Genomic DNA, 16820 nt, shown 5'->3' with positions numbered 1-16820 from the left:
TCTCCTGCAAGGGCAGCGTCCGGACCCCGGACAAGGGTGCCCAAATAGAATGCGGCCCGACCGATGACCGGCCGGGCCGCAAGCTGTGGACAGCGCCCGCTGGGGCAGGCGCCATCCGTCATTCCATCTTCAGGGTCGGCAGAAGCTCGGCAAAGAACGCGTCTTCTGCTTCCAGCACCTCGGTGAAGGCGGCCGCATCTGCATAGTCGACAGCGGTCAGGCTGCTTTTCGCGAAGGTCTGGAAGGTTTCGCTTGCCGCCGCGGTTTCGGCCGCCGCGGACAGGGCTGCGATCACCTCGGTCGGGGTGCCTGCGGGCGCCCAGATGCCGGTGTTGGGCGGCAGGGCCAGGTCGACGCCGCTTTCAATCAGGGTCGGCACGTCAGGCGCGACAGCGGTACGCTCGTCGCTCAGCTGCGCCAGCGCGGTCAGCTTGCCGGCCTCGGCCTGCGGCAGGATCGCCGAGGCGAACCCCAGAACCAGGTCGACATCGCCTGCAACGGCTGCGGCCACCGCGGGCGTCACGCCGTTAAAGGGAATGTGGAACAGCTCGATTCCGGCGGCGCGGGCAAAAGCCTCGGCCGCGATGTGGGTCGCACCGCCGGTCCCGGCAGAGCCATAGCTGACCTGGCCCGGGTTTTCCTTGGCATAAGCCACCAGTTCCTCGACCGTCTTGAACGGTGCGTTGGCGCGGGCCCCCATCATGTTCGGGCCGATGGCCACGCGAGCCACGGGCGCCAGCGAATCGAAGTCATAGGGCAGGTCGCGCTGGTGCGGGGCCACGGTCTGGACCGAGGAGACAGCGAAAAGCAGGGTATAGCCGTCCGGATCGGCGCTGGCGACAGATGCCGCACCGATGGTACCGCCGGCGCCGGGCCGGGTTTCGACCACGACCGGCTGACCCAGTTCGTTCGACATCTCGGCGGCCAGCGTGCGGGCCATGGTGTCGGTGGACCCCGGCGAATAGGGCACGACAATTGTGATCGACCGCGTCGGATAGTCCTGGGCGGATGCCGACATCGCGCCGAGCGCCAGCATGGCCGCACCGAGCGCGCCGCGAAGAGCGAATTTCATCTGCAGACTCCTTGTCTGTTCATTGTCCTTGATTCGACGGCTGGAAACTCCGCGAACCGCGCCGTGCCGGCGCCATGGATGCGCCCGCCCCGGGCAGCGCATGTCGGGTAAGAAACTCGGGCCACCCGTCACATGGCGTTTCGATCACAGCATAAAGTGTCAACACTATGAGAGAAGACCTTCAAGGGGTCAAGACCCCGCCGTATTCCGTCGCAGTCCGCTTTCCTGCCCCATTGCCAATCAATTTAGTTGAAGTCATGTATACGCAGCCAACCAGCCCCGGCGCGGTCACACGCGGATTTCGGAACGGGCGCGCTGGCAAGTAGTGTTGACAGTTATGCGTGCCCTTTGTCACTTCACCCGGGACCGGACGAAAGACGGCAGATGCCAGGATCAAGGATTTTTCCAATCGCAAGGCGGGACCGATGACCGCCACCCAGCCCGTTGCGCTGATCACCGGGGTGGCTTCGGGCATCGGGCGCGCGGCGGCGGACCGCTTTCGCCGGGACGGCTGGCAGGTCGCGGGGATCGATATCGCCCCGGTGCCGGGCGGGCACGGGCTTGCCGCCTTCATCCAGGCAGATCTGTCCCGTGCGGACACGCTGCCGGCTGTCGTCGATCAGGCCCTGGCCCTGGCCCCCACCGCCTTTGTCCATGCGGCCGGGATCATGCGTCCGGACAGCGATGCCGAAACGGGGGCCGACTGCGGCGCAGCACTTTGGATGCTGCATGCCGGCGCCCCGGCCCGGATCGCGAACGCCCTGGCCCCCACCATGCCAGAGCGGTGCGGACGTTTGCTTTTCGTGTCCAGCCGGGCGGCGCAGGGCCGGGCAGGACGCAGCTATTATGCGGCCAGCAAGGCGGCACTCGACGGGCTTGTCCGGTCGCTGGCGGCGGCACATGTGGCCCGGGGCATTACCGCCAACGCCGTGGCGCCGGCCGCCACCGATACGCCTCAACTGCGCGACCCACTGCGCGCCGCGGCCCCGGTCCGGCCCCTGCCCTTCGGACGGGTCATCGCCGCAGACGAGATTGCCGCCACCCTGGCCTTTCTTGCCAGTCCCGACGCCGGCGCCATAACCGGCCAGACGATCACGCAATGCGGCGGTGCCTCGCTGGCCGGGGTCTAGACCGGAACGCCGCCCGATGAACGACGCAGGACCGCGCAACAAGAGACACGGAGAGGAAACGGAATGAAGCCGCCCCGGAACACACAGGAAATAGCCGCAGGCCTGGTCTTTGCCGCCATCGGCCTGGGCGCGATGCTGTTGGCGCGGTCCTATCCGTTCGGCACCGTGGTCCGCATGGGGCCGGGTTTCGTCCCGATCATGCTGGGCGGCCTGATCGTCGTCCTGGGGCTGGCCACCGCCTGGCAAGGGCGGACCGCGCCAAAAGTGGCGCTGAACCTGTCGCCGCGGCCAGTGATGTTCGTCCTGGGCGGCATCCTGATCTGGGTGCTTCTGATCGACCGGCTGGGCTTCGTTCCGGCCACGCTGGCACTGGTCGTCGTCGCGGCCCAGGCCGAACGGGACATCACCTGGTTCGAGACCGCGGCGCTGGCAGTGGCGCTGACGGGGCTTGGCTATTTCCTTTTCATCCGCGGCCTGGGCATCCCGATCGCCGCCTTCGGGAGCTGACCCATGGATCTTTTCTCCGGACTCGCGCTTGGCCTTCAGGTGGCCATCACCGGACAGGCGCTGCTGTTCTGCCTGGTCGGCGTTTCCGTCGGCATGTTTATCGGCGTCCTGCCGGGCATCGGCCCGCTGGCCGCGGTGGCGATGACCCTGCCGATCACCTATCATCTTGAACCGATGAGCGCGCTGATCATGCTGGCCGGCATCTTCTATGGCGCTCAATACGGCGGCTCGACCGCGTCGATCCTTTTGAATCTGCCAGGCACCTCGACCACGGCGGTCACGGCGCTGGACGGCTATCCGATGGCCCAGCAGGGCCGTGCCGGGGTGGCCCTGTTCATCACCACGCTGACATCCTTCTTCGGCGGATGCTTCGCCATCGTCCTGGTAATGAGCTTCGCCCCGGCGCTGGGTCAGATGGCATTGAAATTCTCGTCGGCCGAATATTTCTCGATCATGCTTCTGGGGCTGGTGGCTGCCGCGACCATGTCGCTGGGCTCGCCGCTCAAGGGGCTCTTGTCGGTCGTCATCGGCCTCTTGCTGTCGACCATCGGGATGGATCCGACATCGGGTCACGTCCGCTACAGCTTCGGCGTGCTAGAGTTGCAGGACGGCCTGAACCTTGTCGCCATCGCCATGGGCCTCTTCGGCGTGGCCGAAATCCTGAAGAACGCGGGCAAGCCGCGCGACCTGGAACCCCAGAAGGTGCGGATGCGGGAACTGATGCCGACGCGGCAGGACCTGAAGGAATGCTGGAAGCCTACGATCCGCGGCAGCGTCGTGGGGTCCTTCGTAGGGATCCTGCCCGGCGCCGGACCGACGCTAGCCGCGTTTCTGGCCTATGCGCTGGAAAAGCGCGTGTCGCACCAGCCGGATAAGTTCGGCCGTGGTGCCATCGAAGGCATTTCGGCCCCGGAAGCGGCGAACAATGCCTCGACCCAGGCCGCGTTCATTCCGACGCTGGCGCTTGGCATTCCGGGCGATGCCGGGATGGCGGTGCTGCTGGGGGCGATGATGATCCACGGGATCACGCCCCGGCCCGAATTCTTCACCACCAATGCCGACCTGTTCTGGGGGCTGGTGGTCAGCTTCTGGATCGGCAACCTGATGCTGCTGGTTCTGAACATCCCGTTGATCGGCTTCTGGGTACGCATCCTTCGGGTTCCGCAGCGCCTGCTGTTCCCGGCGATCCTGTTCTTCATCTGCATCGGGGTCTATTCGGTCAACAACAGCGCCTTCGACGTGATGACCGTGATCTTCTTCGGCATCGCCGGATATCTGATGAACGCGTATGGCTATCCCACCGCGCCCCTGCTGATGGGCTTCATCCTGGGCCCGATGCTGGAACAGCACTTCCGCCGCGCCCTGCTGTTTTCGCGCGGCGACATCATGACCTTCGTCGAAAGACCGATCAGCGGCGCCTTTCTGCTGGTCACGCTGCTGCTGGTGCTAAGCTTGGCACTGCCGCCCCTGCTGAAGGCCTGGCGCCGCAACGCGCCGCTGGAAGACTGAACCGCACCGCTCACCCGAACACGCGGACGACCGGCGTATGCAGGCGAAGACCCAAGGGGTGGGACGGCCACACCTCGTCGAAACCGGCGCGGTCCGAACGGCGCGGACATCGGAAGGACGGCCATCCACCGCAATCCGGACCGGCATTCGGTAACGGGTATCTGCCAGACCGCGCGCAGCTCTGGGTCGAACCGGGGACCTTGTAGACGCACCGGCGCCAGCCCTTGCCGAAGAAGCCCGGGGACGCACAGGCAGGGCTGGGTCGGCGCCGAACGGGTTCCCCTTCTCGGGCCGGGACATGCTGCCGGGTATCGCCGACGCGCCCCGATGCCGGTGCGCCGGTGCACGGCATCGGGGAATTGCAGACGACACGGGGGACCACGGGCCCGACCCGCCGGGGACCTCTGCCGGCACGGAAAGCCCCCCAACCCGGAACTTGACGCCTCCGCGCTATGCCGCCAAGTAGTCGACCCGCTCTGACACCCAGACCGAAGGGAATGGCATGACATACGTCCTGGGGCTCGACGCCGGTTCGTCCGTCGTCAAGGCGGCCTGCTTCGATATCGATGGCACCATGATCGCAGTGGCCAGCCGCCGCACACCCCTGCTGCGCCCAGGCAATGGCCGGGTCGAGGCAGATCCGGACCTGTGCTGGTCCGCCACCTGCGCGGTCCTGGCCGAGGTGGTCGCGAAAAGCGGCGTGGCCGCGGACCAGATTGCGGGGCTGGGCCTGACGGCGGCGATGGTCGGCCTTTGGCTGCTGGACGCGGACGGCGAACCGGTGCGGCCGGGCATCAACTGGGAAGACAGCCGCAGTCAGCCAATGCTGGACGCCATGATCGCCGAACGGCCCCGGCTGATGTCGGACATCTTCGCCTCCTCCGGCTCGGTCCTGCAGCAGGGCTGCACCCTGCCGCTTCTGGCGAGCCTCGCCAGGTCCGAGCCCGAAACCGTCGCGCGCGCCGCAGCGGCCGTGTCCTACAAGGACTTCCTGCGCGCCCGCCTGACCGGCCGCATCGCCATCGACCGGACCGAGGCCGCGGTGGCCCCCGGCGATGCCCGGGCGCAAGGCGACAGCCCGGCAATGCGCCAACTCTTCGGCCTGGAACGCTTCGCCCACCTGTTCCCCGAACTGCTGGACAGCACCGCCGAAGGCGGGCGCCTGACCGCCGCCGCGGCTGCGGACACCGGGCTGCCCGAAGGGCTGCCCGTGGCGGTCGGGGCGGGTGACGTACCCGCCACCGTAATCGGGGCCGGCGGGCTGTTGCCCGGTGCGGCTACGGCCGTTCTGGGCACCACCTGCATGCTGGGGCGCGTGTCCGACACGCCGGTGTTCACACCGCCAGATCTGGGGTTGCTGTTTTCGCTCCCCGGCGGCGCATGGTATCGCGCGATGGTGAACGTGGCCGGGACGCTGAACCTTGACTGGGCGATGAACCTTCTGGCCCGGGATCTGGTCGAGGCACCCAACGGCTTTGACCGCCTGAATGCGGAAATCGCGGCGGTCCCGGTCGGCGCTCGCGGCCTGACCTATCTGCCCTATCTCAGCGAAAGCGGGATCATCGCGCCCGTGGCGGACCCGACCGCGCGGGCCCAGTTCGCCGGTCTGACGCCCGCGCATGGCCGGGCCGACATGCTGCGCGCGGTCTATGAAGGGGTGGCCTTTGCCATGGCAGATCTGGCCGATGCGTTGGACCTGGCCCCCGACGCCACGCTGACCCTGACCGGGGGCGGCAGCAACAGCCACCTCTGGTCCGACATGATTGCCGAAGTGCTGGGCCGCGATGTCATCGTGCCGGATGGGGCCGAATTCGGCGCCCGGGGGGCTGCAATGCTGGCCGCCGTGATGGCAGGCGCCCATCCCGACATCGCCACTGCAAGCGCCGGCCTGCGGCGACTCGGGCACCGGAGGCACCGGCCCGGAGGCACCGACCAAGGTGCCTGGGCCGAGGCCCGCATGCGGTTCTGCCGATACCGCGACCGGCTTCTGACCTCCTGAACCGACTGCAAATTCAACGCCTTCCGCCCCGCGGCCCCGCCGCGGCAGGATTTGCGCTTGCATTGCTAAAATTGGGCTATACCAATATGCAGAATGGATAAGACCGCTGAACCAGACCTGCCCCGCTACCTTGCCATCGCGCGGGATATCGAGGCCGACATCCGCGCCGGCAGGCTGACCGCGGGCGAACGGCTGCCATCCGAACGGGACATGGCGAAGGACCGGCAGATCAGCCGCATGACCGCCCGACAGGCGCTGCAGCACCTGACCAACCGCGGTTTCCTGGAAGCGCAGGTCGGGCGCGGCACCTTCGTGCGGTCGGGTGCGATCCAGCAGGAACTGACGACGCTGACCGGCTTTTCCGAAGCGATGGCCCGCCAGGGCCGCGACAGTTCGTCGATCGTGGTCGAGGCCGCGACCCGCGATGCCGATCCCGCCACAGCGCTGGCTCTTGGCCTGCCGCAGGACGGCCAGGTCCACCGGCTGACGCGGATCCGGCTGGTCGACGGCGCCCCCGTCGCGATCGAGATCAGCGAAATCGACGCGCGCGTCACGCCCGGCTTCTTTGCCGGCGCCGACTTTGCCCGGCAGTCGACCTATGACCGGCTGCGCACGGAATACGGCATCGCACCGACCACTGCCGAACAGACGCTGGAAGCCGCCGCCGCCGAAGGCGAAACCGCGCACCGGCTGAACCTGCCCGAGGGCGCGCCGATCCTGCGGCTGACCCGTCTGACCCGCGATGCCGAAGGCCGCGCCTTCGAATATGTCCGGTCCCTTTACCGCGGGGATGCCTTCAACATGAAAGTCCACCTGACCCTGGGGAGCACCGAGCGATGACCGCGGCCCGCACCTATCTTGACCGGCTGTCCGCGCTGCTCGACGCGCTGAAGTCCGGCCCCACCGCCGACGCGATCCAGGCCGCCGCTGCCGCTGTCACCACGGCCGCGCGCGCCGACCGGCAGCTCTTCGTCTTCGGCACCGGTCATTCGCACATGCTGGCGGAAGAGGTCCTGTATCGCGCGGGCGGGCTGGCCTGTGCCGTGCCGATCCTTTCGGCGGCGACCATGCTGCACGAAGGCGCGGTGTCCGGCTCGGCGCTGGAACGGACCGAAGGGCTCGTCGCGCCGATCATCGGCCGCTACGGGCTGGGCAAGGGCGACGTGCTGCTGGTGATTTCCAACAGCGGCGTGAACGCCGCCCCGCTGGAGGCAGCGCAGATCGGACGCGAAGCCGGCGCCACCGTGGTGGCACTGACCTCGCTTGATTATTCGACCGCCGCCGCTGCGGGCCGCACCCGGCTGGCGGACCTCGCCGACATCGTGATCGACAACGGGATCGAGGCCGGCGACGCCATCGCCACACTGCCCGGCACCGACCTGCGGGCCGGGCCCGCGTCGACCGTCATCGGCGCCGCGATCCTGAACGCCATCGTCGTGGAAGTGTCCCACGCCCTGGCACAGGACGGCGACCCGCCGGTGTTCCGCAGTGCGAACATGCCGAATGCGGCGGAAAACAACGCCCGCCTCGTCGCGCGCTACCGCGACCGCAATCCGCATCTGAGATGACCAAGGGCCGATAAGTGCCTTCAACCCCCAGCAACAGAGAGAGACGCGCAGAATGACCCGAATTCGCAAACCCCACCTTCTGGCAGGCGCGGCCCTGACCGCGCTGATGCCGCTGAGCGCCGCGGCGCAGACCGAACTGACGCTCTGGCACATGGAGCAGCCGCCGCACCGCGTCGAGCGGGTGCAAACGCTGCTGGACGAATTCAACGAAAGCCACCCCGACATCGTGGTGAAGCAGGAACCCCAGAACTGGGGCGAGGTCTATGCCAAGGCCCCGGCCGCACTGGCCGCCGGCGTGGGCCCGGACATGCTCTTCGCGATCCCCGACTTCACGCCCATCCTGAAAAGCGTGGGCGCCCTGACCTCCGTACAGGATTTCGTCGAGGAACTGGACGGCGAACACGACTTCATCGATTCCGCGGTCGAAGCCTATTCCTATGACGACGGCATCTGGGCGGTTCCGCTTTACAACATGTCGATGAACCTCTGGTATCGGCCTTCGGTTCTGGATGCCGCGGGCGTCGCGGTTCCCACCACCTGGGAAGAATGGGCTGCTGCCGCCGAAACGCTGACCGCGGACGGCGCCTATGGCATGGGCCTGCCTGCCAACAAGCAGCTTTACACCGACCAGACCGTCTATTCGGTGATGGCCAATGGCGGCGCGTCCGAGATCTATAACGAGGATGGCACGCTGCGTTTCGACAATCCCGAAACGGTCGAGGCCTATACGTTCTACAACGACATGCTGCAATTCTCGCCGCCCGACGCGCCGTCCTGGACCTGGGGCGAGGCCGAGGCCTGCTTTGCCTCCGCCAGCTGCGGCATGATCCTGCAGTTCTCGGTCATCTCCACCTATGACACGCAGGCCGAAGGCGACGCCGCCGACCTGGGCGTGGCGGCGATCCCGTCGAAGGACAGCGAAGGCCACAACACCATCGCCTATGCCAACGCGGTCATGCTCCTCAGCCAGGACGAAGAGAAGATGGAGGCGTCGAAGACCTTCGTCCGCTGGCTACTTCAACCTGAAAACTACGGCCGCTTCCTGAACATGGAACCGGGCCTGTTCATGCCGGTGACAGCGGACGGCGCCAAGGCCGACAGCTTCTGGAGCGACCCGATGGTCGAGAAGTACAAGCCGCAGATCGAGACGGTGATCGAGAATTCGCAGAACGGCATGCTGTTCGGCTTCACCTCGGGCCGCGTCTTCCCGGCCATCGCCGCGATTTCGGCCCAGAACGTGCTGGCCGAAACGCTGCAGGCGATCGCCATCAACGGCAAAGACCCGGCCGAAGCGGTCGCCGCCGGCCAGGCCCGCATGATGGACCTGACCGACTGAGCCAAGACAGGGACGGGCCGATGAAACTTCCAAGGACCTTATTGCCTTATGCCTTCATCGGCCCGGCCATCCTGTTCCTGGCCGCGCTTCTCGTCTGGCCACTGGTGCAGGCGGTCGTCCTGTCCCTTCAGGACGTCCGGTCCGTCGGCACGACCGGCAAATGGGTGGGCCTCGACAATTACCGCGAGGTGCTGACCGACGGCACATTCTGGTCGTCGACCTGGCTGAGCCTGGTCTGGGTGGTCACGAATGCCGTCCTCCAGACCGTGCTGGCCCTTCTGGCCGCGCTGGCCCTGAACCAGAACTTTCCCGGGGTCCGCATCGCCCGCACCTGGATCGTGCTGACCTGGATCATCCCGACCGTCGTCGTGGTGATGATCTGGCGGTGGCTCTTTTCGACCTCGGGCGGGATCGTGAACCCGCTTCTGATACAGGCCGGGATCATCGACCGGCCGGTGGGCTTCTTCGCCCGTCCCAACACCGCCTTCGCGACGCTGGTCTTCATCAATTCCTGGCGCTGGTTCCCCTTCATCACGCTGATGATGCTGGCCGGCCTGACCCGCATCCCGGGCGACCTGTACGAGGCCGCGCGGATCGACGGCGCAGGCCCATGGAAACGGTTCAGCCGCATCACCTGGCCGCTTCTGGCACCGACGCTGGGCGTACTTCTGGTGATCGGCACGCTGCTCAGCTTCAACGTCTTCGACATCATCTGGCTGATGACTTCGGGCGGTCCGGCCGGCGGGACCCGAACGCTGCCCGTGCTGATCTACGAAACCGCCTTCAAATCCTATCGCATGTCCGAAGCCGCCGCCGTCGCCGTCCTGGCCACGCTCTTCCTGATGGGCTTTGCCGTGGTCGCGACCCGCTGGCTGGCCCGCCCGCCGGAGGCCCGATGAAACGCCCGATTCGCTGGACCGTCGCCCTGACCGCCGCACTGGCCCTGTTCGCGGGCCTTGTCCTGCTGCCGTTCTGGCTCGTGCTGACCGGATCGGTCAAGGCCCCGGCCGAGATCATCGCCCGCCAGCCCACCATGGTGCCCCACAGCTTTACGTTGGACCACTATGCCAAGCTGCTGGCCGCGTCGGATTACCCTGTCTACATGATGAACAGCCTGATCGTGGCGTCGGTGTCGACGCTGATCACGCTGCTGCTGGCGATCCCGGCCGGCTATGCTTTCTTCCGGATGTCGTTCCCGGGGCGGGAAACGCTGTATCGGGCGATCCTCTTGGCCTACGCTTTCCCGTCCATCGTGATCCTGATCCCGCTGTTCGGCATCTTCGCAAAGATCGGCCTGATCGACAGCCGGATCGCACTGGTGCTGGTCAACGTGGCCTTCGCCCTGCCCTTTGCCGTCTGGTTGCTGCGTTCCTTCTTTGCCGGCATCCCGGCCGAGATCGAGGAAGCCGCACGCCTGGACGGCGGATCGCCCTTCATCGTGCTGCGGCGGATCATGATCCCGCTGGTGGCGCCCGGCATCGCGGCGGTGGCGGTCTTCGCCTTCGTGACCGCCTGGACCGAATATGTCTTCGCTTCGGTCATGATCCTGTCGGACGCCAAACGCACCGTGCCGGTCGGCTTTTCAGGGATCATCGGACAGTACCAGATCGACTGGGGCCTGCTGCTGGCGGGGGCAAGCCTGTCGATCCTGCCAGTGGTCGTCCTTTTCGCCTTCGTCGGACGCTGGTTCGTCGCCGGCCTGACCGAAGGCGCCGTGAAATGAGAAAGGAATGCCATGGGTGAGGTGACCCTGCGCGGCGTCAGGAAGTCCTTCGGAAGCACCGAAGTGATCCCGCCGCTGGACCTGTCCATCGAACCGGGTGAATTCGTCGTCTTCGTCGGCCCCTCGGGCTGCGGGAAATCCACGCTGCTGCGGATGATCGCCGGGCTGGAAAGCCCCAGCGCCGGCACGATCGAAATCGCCGGTCGCGACGTGACCCATGCCGAACCCGCCGACCGCGGGCTGGCGATGGTGTTCCAGACCTACGCGCTTTACCCCCACATGACGGTGGCCCAGAACATGGCCTTCGGGCTGGAGATGGCAAAGGTCCCCGCGGCCGAACGGGCCGAGGCCGTCCGCAAGGCGGCCGAGATCCTGCAGATCACCGAGCTTCTGGACCGCAAGCCGCGGGAACTGTCCGGCGGCCAGCGCCAGCGCGTGGCCATCGGCCGGGCCATCGTGCGCGACCCGGTGCTGTTCCTCTTCGACGAACCACTGTCGAACCTGGATGCCGAACTGCGGGTGCAGATGCGGCTGGAAATCGCGCGCCTTCATGCGGGCCTTGCCGCCACGATGATCTATGTCACCCACGACCAGATCGAGGCCATGACCATGGCCGACCGGATCGTCGTGCTGCGCAAAGGCGTGATCGAACAAGTCGGCCGCCCGACCGAATTGTATTCCGACCCCGACAACATCTTCGTCGCCGGCTTCATCGGCAGCCCGCGGATGAATTTCCTGCCCGCCGCGATCACCGGGCAAGGGCAGGAAGGCCATGTGCTGGTCGACGTGCCGCGGCTGGGTCTGTCCGGTCTGCCCGTGCCGCTGCGCGATCCGGGCGTGCGCCAAATGGGCGAGGTCACGCTGGGCCTGCGGCCCGAGGATTTCGGCCATCCCGAGACGGGCGACCGGACGGTCGAACTGACCGCCGAGGTGGTCGAGAATCTGGGCGGGACCGCCTATCTTTACACCGATGCCGGACGGGATGCGGCCATCGTAGCCGAAGTGCCGCGGCGCGCCCTGCCATCCCTGGGCGAGACCGTGTCCTTCGGCCTGCGCGCCGCGGACTGCTTCCTGTTCGGGCCGGACGGAAAGCGTCTCTGATGCGGGTCCTGATCTGCCACGATGCCGGTGCCGCGGCGCGCCGGACCGCCGATATCCTGTGTGACGCGGTCGCGGCGCGCCCCGCCGCCGTACTGGGACTTGCCACCGGCGGAACGATGGAACCGGTCTATGCAGTGCTGCGCGACCGCCTGGCCGACGGGTCACTGGACCTGACGGCCACGACCACCTTCAACCTTGACGAATATGTCGGCCTGCAAGGCGATCATCCGCAAAGCTACCGCGCCACAATGGACCGGCTGCTGTTCGACGCGGCAGGTCTGCCCCGCGACCGCACCCATCTGCCCGACGGTGCAGCCCCCGATGTGGCGGCAGAGGCCGTCCGCTATGATGCGGCCATCGCCGCCGCAGGCGGGATCGACCTTCAGCTTCTGGGCATCGGCGGCAACGGGCATATCGGCTTCAACGAACCGACCTCCAGCCTCGGCTCCCGGACGCGGGTCAAGACGCTGACCGCAGAAACACGGAACGCCAACGCGCGCTTCTTCGGGACCGACGAAGCTGCGCCGCGCTTCGCCATCACCATGGGGATCGCCACGATCCTGGAAAGCCGGGCCTGCGTGTTGCTGGCCACCGGCCCCGGCAAGGCCGCCGCCATCGCCGCCGCAATCGAAGGACCGCTGTCGGCCGCCTGCCCTGCCTCGGCCCTGCAACTGCACCCCAATGCCACCATGGTGCTGGACCCGGCTGCGGCCGCCGACCTCCGCCTGCGCGACTACTATGAAACCGTGCATCCCGGCGGGGGGGAGGCATTGTTATGAGCCCCCGGCTGATCCATGCGGAAACGCTTTATGACGGCACCGGCGCCCCCCCGCGGCAGAACCGCCTGATCGAGATTGCCGATGGCCGGATCCGCAGCGTTTCAGACGCGCCCGCCATGCCGCCGCGCGGCACGCAGCAGGTGGAGATCGCCACCCCCGGCTTCATCGACCTGCAGATCAACGGCGCCGGGGACGTACAGTTCAACGATGCCCCGACCGTCGACGCGGTCGAAACTGTCGTCGCCGGGGCGCGCAAGGGCGGTGCCACGCAGATCCTGCCGACCTTCATCACCGCCGAAGGCGATGCCTGGCACGACGCCATCGACGCGGTGACGGCCGCCCGCGCCCGGGGCGTGCCCGGAATTGCGGGCCTGCACCTTGAAGGCCCGTTCCTGTCGCCCGCCCGGCCGGGGATCCATCCGGCCCATGCCATCCGGCCCTTGCGCGACGCCGATCTGGCGCGGCTTGAACAGGTGCGGGTTCCGCTGCTGCTGACCCTTGCTCCCGAGGAACAGCCCGACGGCAGTATCCGGCGCCTGGCTGCGGCGGGGGTGCGGGTCTTTGCCGGACACAGCACGGCCACCGCAGGGCAGATCGACCGCGCCGTGGCCGAAGGGCTGACCGGCATCACCCATCTGTGGAACGCGATGCCGCCGCCGCAGGGACGCGCGCCGGGCATCGTGGTCCGCACGATGACCCATCCGACGCTTTTCGCCGGGATCATCGCAGACGGTTTCCATGTCGATCCTCTGAACCTTCGGCTGGCCGCGCGCATGATGCCGGATCGCCTGTTCCTGGTGACCGACGCCATGCGCACCTATGCCGGGGCGGTGCCGTTCTTCGACCTCATGGGCACGCCCGTCCGCCTGCAGGACGGCCGGTTGACCGGGCCGGACGGAACACTGGCCGGCGCGCATCTGGGCATGGACGATGCGGTGCGCACCATGATCGGGGCCGCAGGAATCCCGGCCGAGGCCGCCGTCAGGATGGCCTCGGCCATACCGGCGAAGGCCTTGGGATGCGCTTCGGATCTTGGCCTTGTCGCGCCGGGATACCTGGCGAACCTGACGTTCCTGGATCGCGGGTGGAAGGCCACGGGCACCATCGTCGATGGCGATCACGTCTTCTGAGAGCTTCCACACGCCCGCAGGCCCCACAGGCGGTCGGGAGAGCGGAGAGCGGAGAGCGGAGAGCGGGCCATGACGGGTCCGCGACCAAGCCTGCAAGACCGACTCCCATGATCGCCTGAAAGGGCCCTGCCCCTCAAACGGTTCGATCAAACGAGGGGCCCGTTTCCCGGATCTGCCTGTTCCGCAGTGACCGCGAAGGGACAACCGGATGCAGGGCTTCGTTTCAGCCCGGTGGCCGGGTCCTCTCCCGCCTAGCGGTCCAACAGGAAGGCGTGCTTGCCGGACAAGCCGATCTCGATGGTCTGGCCGGGGGACGGCGGCGGCATGTCGGGGCGGTTGAACGTATCCAGCGCGATGGCCGTGCCCGCCATCCGCGCCGAAACGCGGATCACCGAACCCAGGAAATGCACTTCCTCGACCACGGCCGGCAGGACCGTCTCGAACCCGTCGGCCCGACCCAGGCGCAGCGCCTCGGGGCGCATCGCCATCGTGATCCGGCTGCCCGGTTCCGCCGTCACGGGTTCGGCCATCGTGACCATCTGGCCATCCATCTCCAGCGTTGTGGAGTTGACGACCGTGACCTCGAAACTGTTCAGCGTGCCCACGAAATTCGCGACGAACCGCGTCGTCGGCCGGTTGTAGATCTGGAACGGGCTGCCGACCTGGTCGGCGATGCCCGCGTTCATCACTACGATCCGGTCGGAAATGCTCATCGCCTCTTCCTGGTCGTGGGTGACGAAGATCGTGGTGATGCCCAGATCGCGCTGGATCTCGCGGATCTCGTTGCGAAGGCTGACGCGGACCTTGGCGTCCAGCGCCGACAAGGGTTCGTCCAGCAGCAGGACCCGCGGACTGGGCGCCAGCGCGCGCGCCAGCGCCACGCGCTGCTGCTGGCCGCCCGACAACTGGAAGGGAAAGCGCTGGCCAAGCTCGGGCAGGCCGATCAGCTTCAGCATCTCGGTCACGCGGGCCTCGCGTTCGGCCCGGGGAACGCCGTTGACTTTCAGGCCGAAGGCCACGTTGTCGGCGACCGTCAGGTTCGGGAACAGGGCATAGGCCTGGAACATCATGCCGATCTTGCGGGCATTGGGCTTGAAGCCGGTCACGTCCTGCCCGTCGATCAGGATCCTGCCCGTGGTCGGCGTCTCGAACCCTGCGACCATCCGCAGGACCGTGGTCTTGCCGCAGCCCGACGGCCCCAGAAGCGAGATGAACTCTCCCTGTTCGACGTCGAGGTTGAAATCCTTCACCACGCGAAGACTGCCGAAGGATTTTTCCAGATGCGAAATGTTCAGGAAAGACATCAGGCCTTGGCCCTCTCGTGTTTGGCAAGCCGGGTGACAAGCTGGATCAGGCCCATGCAGCCCCATGTGATGGCAAAGGCGATCACCGCCAGCGCCGGCGGTTCATAGGCGCGGTTTGCGCCCAGCAGCTGCATGTAGGGACCGAAGGCCGGACGGTTCAGAAGGGCCGCCATGGTGAATTCGCCCATCACGATGGCCAGCGTCAGGAAAGCCCCTGACAGGACCGCAACCATCACGTTGGGCAGGATGATCTTTGCCAGGATCGTGACCCAGCCGGCGCCCAGGCTTTGCGCCGCCTCCGTCAGGGTCGCCACGTCGATGGTGCGCAGGCCTGTGTCGACGCTGCGGTACATGTAGGGCAGCGCCAGCGTGGTATAGCCCATGGTCAGCAGGAAATCGGTCCCGATGGCCGACCCGGTCAGCGGCAGGATGCTGGAGGTATTGTAAAGCCGGATATAGCCGAAGACGACGACGATGGCCGGGATCACCAGCGGCAGCAGCGTGACGAACTCGATATAGGGCCGGGCCTGCGGCAGCTTCAGCCGCACCCAGTAGGCGGTCGGCACCACCAGCAGCACGCCCACCACGATCGTCGCCGCAGCCAGCGTCAGCGAATAGCCGAAGGTGGCCCAGAAGGACGGATCCTCGAACACCTTGCGATAGGCATCCAGGCTGTAGACCCCGCGCCGCATCTTCAGGCTGAATTCGGTCATGCCAATCAGCGGCAGCGCAAAATAGATGCAGCCCGCCAGAAGGGCGAGCCAGGCGAAGAGACGGGTCATTTCAGCCACCTCTCGGCCCGGATGCGCAGCACGATATAGACTGTGTTGGCGGCGGCGGTGATCACGATCATGCCGAAGGCCAGGGCATAGCCCAGGTTCGGATTGCCCAGAACGTCGCCGCGGATCTGTGCGAAAAGCTTGATCGGCACAATGTTCAGTTGCGGGCCCACCAGCGCAAAGGCGGTGGCCACGGCCCCGAAGGCATTGGCAAAAAGCAGCGCGAAGGTGCCCAGCAGCGACGGGAACAGCACCGGCAGGGCCACCATCCGCCAGTATTGCAACCCGGTCGCGCCCAACACGGCCGCAGCCTCGCGCCATTCCTTCTTTAGCCCGTCCAGCGCCGGGGTGATGATCAGGATCATCAGCGGAATCTGGAAGAACAGATAGGTGATCACCAGCCCCTGGAACGACAGCAGGTTGAACCCCATGGCGCGCAGGTTGATGCCGAATTCGGTCCGAAGCCACATCGTGATCAGGCCCACGGGGCCCAGCGTCGCGATGAAGGCAAAGGCCAGCGGCACGCCGGCAAAGTTCGACGCCACGCCGGAAAAGGTCATCAGGGGCCCGCGGATCCGTTTCGGCAGGCCGCCGAAGACCACCGCGGCAGCCATGGCAAAGCCCACGCCCCCGCCGATCAGCGCCGTCGCCACCGACAGCTTGATCGAGGTCCAGTAGGCATTCCGGATCGAGCTGGTGTTCAGGTCGATCAGGTTCTGGAGAGTGAAGCTGCCGTCCTGGGTCTGGAAGGCGCCGATGACGATCTTCATCGTCGGCAGGATCAGGAACAGAAGCGCGAACAACATGAAGGGCACGAGGCCCAGCCAGTTCAATGGAAGACGCATGCCCCGTCGCGTCGGCTGCTGTGGCATCCGGTTCCCCC

At 66.8% G+C, this 16820-nt stretch carries 16 protein-coding genes; 12 read left to right on the top strand and 4 right to left on the bottom strand.

Annotated features, from left to right (window positions below; all coding sequences use genetic code 11):
- Positions 1-118: 118 nt before the first annotated feature.
- Positions 119-1072 carry a Bug family tripartite tricarboxylate transporter substrate binding protein gene (locus tag FQK05_RS20035; RefSeq protein WP_158970204.1) on the bottom strand — a complete coding sequence of 318 codons (954 nt, stop codon included), beginning with the start codon at positions 1070-1072 and terminating at the stop codon, positions 119-121.
- A gap of 425 nt (positions 1073-1497) precedes the next feature.
- On the opposite strand from FQK05_RS20035, the gene FQK05_RS20030 reads away from it, so the two are divergent.
- From FQK05_RS20030 to nagA, 12 genes are all read left to right on the top strand, one after another.
- Positions 1498-2202, top strand: a complete 705-nt coding sequence (locus FQK05_RS20030) for an SDR family NAD(P)-dependent oxidoreductase (RefSeq protein ID WP_158970202.1) — start codon at positions 1498-1500, stop codon at positions 2200-2202.
- Positions 2203-2265: 63 nt separating this feature from the next.
- A complete protein-coding gene (locus FQK05_RS20025; protein WP_158970200.1) occupies positions 2266-2709 on the top strand; it encodes a tripartite tricarboxylate transporter TctB family protein in 444 nt (147 codons plus the stop codon).
- Between the two features lie 3 nt (positions 2710-2712).
- A complete protein-coding gene (locus FQK05_RS20020) occupies positions 2713-4218 on the top strand; it encodes a tripartite tricarboxylate transporter permease (protein WP_158970198.1) in 1506 nt (501 codons plus the stop codon).
- A 502-nt stretch (positions 4219-4720) separates the two neighbouring features.
- Complete coding sequence (locus tag FQK05_RS20015; protein WP_158970196.1) at positions 4721-6217, top strand: FGGY-family carbohydrate kinase; 1497 nt, start codon at positions 4721-4723, stop codon at positions 6215-6217.
- A 93-nt stretch (positions 6218-6310) separates the two neighbouring features.
- A complete protein-coding gene (locus FQK05_RS20010; protein WP_158970194.1) occupies positions 6311-7057 on the top strand; it encodes a GntR family transcriptional regulator in 747 nt (248 codons plus the stop codon).
- A complete protein-coding gene (locus FQK05_RS20005) occupies positions 7054-7785 on the top strand; it encodes an SIS domain-containing protein (RefSeq protein WP_158970192.1) in 732 nt (243 codons plus the stop codon). Before FQK05_RS20010 ends, FQK05_RS20005 begins: the two co-directional genes overlap by 4 nt.
- Positions 7786-7837: 52 nt before the next feature.
- Positions 7838-9121, top strand: coding sequence for an ABC transporter substrate-binding protein (locus FQK05_RS20000; protein ID WP_158970191.1), 1284 nt, complete (start codon positions 7838-7840; stop codon positions 9119-9121).
- A 20-nt stretch (positions 9122-9141) separates the two neighbouring features.
- The gene (locus FQK05_RS19995) at positions 9142-10020 is read left to right on the top strand and encodes a carbohydrate ABC transporter permease (protein WP_158970189.1); all 879 of its coding nucleotides are present in this window, start codon (positions 9142-9144) and stop codon (positions 10018-10020) included.
- The gene (locus FQK05_RS19990; protein ID WP_158970187.1) at positions 10017-10844 is read left to right on the top strand and encodes a carbohydrate ABC transporter permease; all 828 of its coding nucleotides are present in this window, start codon (positions 10017-10019) and stop codon (positions 10842-10844) included. Before FQK05_RS19995 ends, FQK05_RS19990 begins: the two co-directional genes overlap by 4 nt.
- Before the next feature lie 12 nt (positions 10845-10856).
- Positions 10857-11945, top strand: a complete 1089-nt coding sequence (locus tag FQK05_RS19985) for an ABC transporter ATP-binding protein (protein ID WP_158970185.1) — start codon at positions 10857-10859, stop codon at positions 11943-11945.
- The gene (nagB, locus tag FQK05_RS19980; protein WP_158970183.1) at positions 11945-12724 is read left to right on the top strand and encodes a glucosamine-6-phosphate deaminase; all 780 of its coding nucleotides are present in this window, start codon (positions 11945-11947) and stop codon (positions 12722-12724) included. The genes FQK05_RS19985 and nagB overlap by 1 nt, the downstream gene beginning before the upstream one ends.
- The gene (nagA, locus tag FQK05_RS19975; RefSeq protein WP_158970181.1) at positions 12721-13854 is read left to right on the top strand and encodes an N-acetylglucosamine-6-phosphate deacetylase; all 1134 of its coding nucleotides are present in this window, start codon (positions 12721-12723) and stop codon (positions 13852-13854) included. The genes nagB and nagA overlap by 4 nt, the downstream gene beginning before the upstream one ends.
- 251 nt (positions 13855-14105) lie before the next feature.
- Here the strand turns inward: nagA and FQK05_RS19970 are convergent, their stop codons facing one another.
- From FQK05_RS19970 to FQK05_RS19960, 3 genes are read right to left on the bottom strand one after another with little or no spacing between them, the layout of a single operon-like run.
- Entirely contained in the window at positions 14106-15158 is a 1053-nt protein-coding gene (locus FQK05_RS19970) for an ABC transporter ATP-binding protein (RefSeq protein WP_158970179.1), read from the bottom strand.
- Positions 15158-15940: an ABC transporter permease gene (locus FQK05_RS19965; RefSeq protein WP_158970177.1), complete on the bottom strand. Its 783-nt coding sequence runs from the start codon at positions 15938-15940 to the stop codon at positions 15158-15160. The genes FQK05_RS19970 and FQK05_RS19965 overlap by 1 nt, the downstream gene beginning before the upstream one ends.
- Positions 15937-16782 (bottom strand): ABC transporter permease, encoded by an 846-nt coding sequence (locus FQK05_RS19960; protein WP_199252718.1) that lies wholly within the window; start codon positions 16780-16782, stop codon positions 15937-15939. The genes FQK05_RS19965 and FQK05_RS19960 overlap by 4 nt, the downstream gene beginning before the upstream one ends.
- Positions 16783-16820: the final 38 nt, after the last annotated feature.

Origin of the sequence: Chachezhania sediminis, from assembly GCF_009765275.1 — a bacterium.
Lineage (GTDB): Bacteria > Pseudomonadota > Alphaproteobacteria > Rhodobacterales > Rhodobacteraceae > Chachezhania > Chachezhania sediminis.
Note: the sequence above shows the minus strand (reverse complement) of the source record. Positions and strands in the feature narration are given on the sequence as shown.

What these genes read in the sequence shown, in the direction of transcription:
- FQK05_RS20035 (WP_158970204.1), bottom strand. Translation starts at nt 1,072, where the DNA reads ATGAAATTCGCTCTTCGCGGCGCGCTCGGTGCGGCCATGCTGGCGCTC.
- FQK05_RS20030 (WP_158970202.1), top strand. Translation starts at nt 1,498, where the DNA reads ATGACCGCCACCCAGCCCGTTGCGCTGATCACCGGGGTGGCTTCGGGC.
- FQK05_RS20025 (WP_158970200.1), top strand. Translation starts at nt 2,266, where the DNA reads ATGAAGCCGCCCCGGAACACACAGGAAATAGCCGCAGGCCTGGTCTTT.
- FQK05_RS20020 (WP_158970198.1), top strand. Translation starts at nt 2,713, where the DNA reads ATGGATCTTTTCTCCGGACTCGCGCTTGGCCTTCAGGTGGCCATCACC.
- FQK05_RS20015 (WP_158970196.1), top strand. Translation starts at nt 4,721, where the DNA reads ATGACATACGTCCTGGGGCTCGACGCCGGTTCGTCCGTCGTCAAGGCG.
- FQK05_RS20010 (WP_158970194.1), top strand. Translation starts at nt 6,311, where the DNA reads ATGGATAAGACCGCTGAACCAGACCTGCCCCGCTACCTTGCCATCGCG.
- FQK05_RS20005 (WP_158970192.1), top strand. Translation starts at nt 7,054, where the DNA reads ATGACCGCGGCCCGCACCTATCTTGACCGGCTGTCCGCGCTGCTCGAC.
- FQK05_RS20000 (WP_158970191.1), top strand. Translation starts at nt 7,838, where the DNA reads ATGACCCGAATTCGCAAACCCCACCTTCTGGCAGGCGCGGCCCTGACC.
- FQK05_RS19995 (WP_158970189.1), top strand. Translation starts at nt 9,142, where the DNA reads ATGAAACTTCCAAGGACCTTATTGCCTTATGCCTTCATCGGCCCGGCC.
- FQK05_RS19990 (WP_158970187.1), top strand. Translation starts at nt 10,017, where the DNA reads ATGAAACGCCCGATTCGCTGGACCGTCGCCCTGACCGCCGCACTGGCC.
- FQK05_RS19985 (WP_158970185.1), top strand. Translation starts at nt 10,857, where the DNA reads ATGGGTGAGGTGACCCTGCGCGGCGTCAGGAAGTCCTTCGGAAGCACC.
- nagB (WP_158970183.1), top strand. Translation starts at nt 11,945, where the DNA reads ATGCGGGTCCTGATCTGCCACGATGCCGGTGCCGCGGCGCGCCGGACC.
- nagA (WP_158970181.1), top strand. Translation starts at nt 12,721, where the DNA reads ATGAGCCCCCGGCTGATCCATGCGGAAACGCTTTATGACGGCACCGGC.
- FQK05_RS19970 (WP_158970179.1), bottom strand. Translation starts at nt 15,158, where the DNA reads ATGTCTTTCCTGAACATTTCGCATCTGGAAAAATCCTTCGGCAGTCTT.
- FQK05_RS19965 (WP_158970177.1), bottom strand. Translation starts at nt 15,940, where the DNA reads ATGACCCGTCTCTTCGCCTGGCTCGCCCTTCTGGCGGGCTGCATCTAT.
- FQK05_RS19960 (WP_199252718.1), bottom strand. Translation starts at nt 16,782, where the DNA reads ATGCGTCTTCCATTGAACTGGCTGGGCCTCGTGCCCTTCATGTTGTTC.